This is a genomic window from Paenibacillus sp. 01T422 (assembly GCF_056398785.1).
The window spans coordinates 1-3,689 of the sequence record NZ_JBFTQB010000838.1 but is presented as its reverse complement, the minus strand read 5'-3'; the positions used below and the strand labels follow the sequence as shown (position 1 = coordinate 3,689).

Sequence of the window (3,689 nt, the reverse complement as noted above, 5' to 3'; positions counted from 1 at the left end):
GATATGATTTGTCCAATTATACGTATTTATTTACGGATAGGCTGATGCGTTCCAATATTATTTTCACCTTAGAAGTGACGATTGTTTCCGTTATTCTCGTGTTGATTATCAGCTACGCTTTAGCTGCTTATATGAGATTCAACACAGGTACGATGGTAAAATGGATACGCAAATTGTATATGATTCCAATCTTTATCCCATCAGTAATTGCTACCTATGGTTTGATACAATTGCTTGGTAATCATGGTTGGGTTTCCCGAATGCTGCTTCTGGTTAACGGTGGGGAAATGCCGCGTATTATTTTCGACATGAAGGGGATTATTATCGCGAATTTGTGGTTTAACATTCCTTTCACAACGATGCTGCTTGGGTCAGCGTTATCTGCGGTTCCTAATTCTATTATTGAAAGCGCGAAGGACGTTGGAGCACGTAGATTGCAAATCTTTGTACGTTTCATTTTGCCGCTTACGTATAAAACATTGCTCGTTGCTGTTACTTTTGTATTCATGGGTGTAATCGGTTCGTTTACAGCTCCATTCCTAATTGGGCCTAATGCTCCACAAATGTTAGGGGTATCTATGGAACAAGTTTTCGGTGTGTTCCAGGAGAAACAATTAGCTGCGGCGATCGCTTTCTTTACGTTCCTGCTTTGTTCTGTCATGGGTTACTTTTATATTCGCAGCATGATCACGGAAGAGAGTGCCAGGACAAGATAAATCAGCATAAATTTGGCTCATGATGAATTTAGGTGTTGCAATGAAGCAAAACAGGAGATTATAGCATATGGATGATCAGAAACTCATCGCACAGTTCCGACATCTTACACGCGCCACGAAATGGGTGCTGAAAGAGAAGATTGAGCTGCAATTCAACAATCACCATTCCCAGGGGATGGTTCGAATCGGGGACTTCTTCTATATGTCCTCGGTTGAACTTATCGAATCACCAATTCGAATTGACGTGCCTAATCAACCTTATGATCGTAAACCTGGCAAGGGCGTCGGCCACTTATTCGTCTTTAATCTTCAAGGGCAGCTTGTGAACGAGATAACATTGGGTGAAGGGGATATCTATCATCCAGGTGGTATTGATTATGATGGGACTCATATTTGGGTGCCTGTCGCCGAATATCGACCTCACAGCCAATCGATTATTTACGAAGTAGATCCTGTCACTTTAAAAGCAGAAGAAGCGTTCCGAGTTCATGACCATATCGGAGGATTGGTGCGTGAGGGGCAAAATGGAAAGCTGATAGGCAACAGCTGGGGTTCACGCAAGTTCTATGAATGGGATCAAATCGGGCACCAGCTGCATGAGAAAGAAAATAGGAGTCATTTTATCGACTATCAGGATGGTCATTATGTAGGCGAAGGAACAATGATTGTGAGTGGAATCTCTGAGTTAGCCAATCCTGCTAGCCAATCCAAGCCGTACGAGTTGGGTGGATTAGCCCTGATAGACCTGAGAACATTGGACACGATTCACGAAGTCCCAATCACTGAATTTTCTCCACAAGGTCACGTTATTACCCGTAATCCGGTGTTCCTGGAGAGCGTTGGCCAAGTGATTAGACTTTATGCCGTGCCTGATGATAATAATGGGTCATTACTGATATATGAAACAAACCATCTAAAACTAATCAAATGAAGAAGCACTCATGTGAGTGCTTTTTCATTTATCCCATAGGATTCGCAATGTGGATTTCGCTTATGCGCTGTATAAGCAGGTATCTGAAATTGAGATGTTAAGTATCACTATTCTATATTATGCATGATGGCATTCCTCATAGTATGATGAGTGGGCGGTTGAATATCAGAGAAAGAGAGGAGTTGAAAACTATCTACTAAAAGGTAGAATACGATGAACAATCATAAGAATACCGCAGAGATTATTTTGGATACCGCCCAAGTCATTGTGCAAGAAGTCGGATTTAACGGATTCAGCTACGCACATATTGCAGAGAAAGTCGGGATACGCACGGCCAGCATTCATTACCATTTCCCAAATAAAGAGGATTTAGGAGAAGCGCTGATCGCCCGCTATCATAAGCACTCCATGACTGCAATTGCTCAAATTGACTTTGAAACACAGAACAACTTAGAGAAGCTGCGCAAATTCATCTTAATTTTCAATGGTCCTGTACAGGATTACTGCACGTGTTTGAGTGTCATGCTTTCTACGGAATTGGCTACTTTATCAGAGAAAGTGCGTGACAGGTTAGCTCAGTTTTTCACCACGAACTTAACATGGTTGGAACGCGTATTGGACCAGGGGCGTCTGGAAGGGCATATTAGCTTCGAAGGTGCCGCGGATGTACAAGCCCATAAATTTTTGGCTTCTCTGCAAGGAGCGCAATTGCTCGCAAGAAGCTTTCGGGATAAAAGCAGGTTCGAAGTGATTACCGAAGGGTTAATAGCTGGTCTAAAATAAGGCGAACATTTTTTCGGAGCTTACCTACCTTTTAATAGGTACATGGATAGGGTGACCAAACACATTCTACTAGGAGGCGTAAATGATGATAAATGAGCTGCGGATTTATGATATTAATCCTGGTAAGATGAAGGTTATTTTAGATAGATTCAGGGACCATGTGATTCAACTATTTAGTAAGCATAATATGAAAATTACGCTTTTTTGGGAAGATTTAGATGAATCAAGCAACCGACTCTATTATATCGTAGAACATGCCTCCATGGAGGAACGCAACCTGAATTATGATCGATTCCGTAACGATCCTGAGTGGATCGAAGTAAGACGACTTTCAGAACTTGATTCACCCGAACATCGAAGCGTCCAATTGGAACAAATCCTGGATAAGTGAATTGCAAAAGCATGACGATATCACGATCCACGAATTGTATAAAGAATACCCGGACGAAAATATCGATGTAGCTAGAGAGCAGCAGTTGGTTGAGGCGCACGATCGGATTATTTTCCAATATCCACTTTATTGGTACAGCACACCGCCATTACTGAAAAAATGGTTTGACTCTGTCTTGCTATACAACTGGGCATATGGACCTGAAGCAACGAAAACGGTTGGTAAAGAAATCGGTGTTGCCATCTCAACTTATGGGACAGAAGAATCATATCAAGCAACTGGGTTCAACCGCTTTACCTTGGAAGAAATCTTGCGACCCGTTGAGGCGCTCGCTCGCTTTATTAGTGCTACGTATCTGCCACACTTTGCCCTAAATGACACTTCTGATGTGACAGAAGAAAGATTAGCACAAAGCAGCATCGATTTCGTAAATCATATTAAAACTGTGAGACCAGCTGAGGTGTTGACGCAATGAATGAATTGCGGATTGACGTTTATATGGAACTAGTTGCCCTTGGTGCCGCATGGGAACGACGAGTCTGTTAACCGCTCTGAAGCAATTGCCAGAAGGTAAGAAGGCAACCGTTCGTTGGCATGCTTTTCAGATTAACCCTGGCATTCGTGCTGAGGGAGAAGACTATCGCCAAGTGATGATTGGCCGCTTGGGCGGGGTTCCTCAATTCGAAGCGAGAAAAAAGCAATATGACGATACCGGGAGACATTTTGGTCTGAAATATCATATGGATATCGTGAAATATACGCCGAATACAACGTTATCCCATCAGTTAATAGCGATGGCGCCAGAGCACTTCAAAGTGCAATTGATAGAGCGACTATATACGGCTTATTTCGAAGAGGGCGTTAATAT

The 3,689-nt window shown here is 42.5% G+C and carries 6 protein-coding genes; all 6 read left to right on the top strand.

The window, feature by feature from the left end; all coding sequences use genetic code 11:
- On the top strand, positions 1-716 hold a 716-nt coding region (locus tag AC1DUA_RS32160; RefSeq protein ID WP_477503606.1), incomplete at its 5' end, for an ABC transporter permease.
- Between the two features lie 67 nt (positions 717-783).
- Positions 784-1,647, top strand: coding sequence for a DUF6454 family protein (locus tag AC1DUA_RS32155; protein ID WP_477503605.1), 864 nt, complete (start codon positions 784-786; stop codon positions 1,645-1,647).
- A 213-nt stretch (positions 1,648-1,860) separates the two neighbouring features.
- A complete protein-coding gene (locus AC1DUA_RS32150; RefSeq protein WP_477503604.1) occupies positions 1,861-2,430 on the top strand; it encodes a TetR/AcrR family transcriptional regulator in 570 nt (189 codons plus the stop codon).
- 82 nt (positions 2,431-2,512) lie between these two features.
- Entirely contained in the window at positions 2,513-2,821 is a 309-nt protein-coding gene (locus AC1DUA_RS32145) for an NIPSNAP family protein (protein WP_477503603.1), read from the top strand.
- Between the two features lies 1 nt (position 2,822).
- On the top strand, positions 2,823-3,296 hold the full coding sequence (locus tag AC1DUA_RS32140; RefSeq protein ID WP_477503602.1) for an NAD(P)H-dependent oxidoreductase: 474 nt from the start codon (positions 2,823-2,825) through the stop codon (positions 3,294-3,296).
- 49 nt (positions 3,297-3,345) lie between these two features.
- Positions 3,346-3,689 (top strand): thioredoxin domain-containing protein (locus AC1DUA_RS32135; RefSeq protein WP_477503601.1); only part of this gene is annotated, 344 nt, incomplete at its 3' end.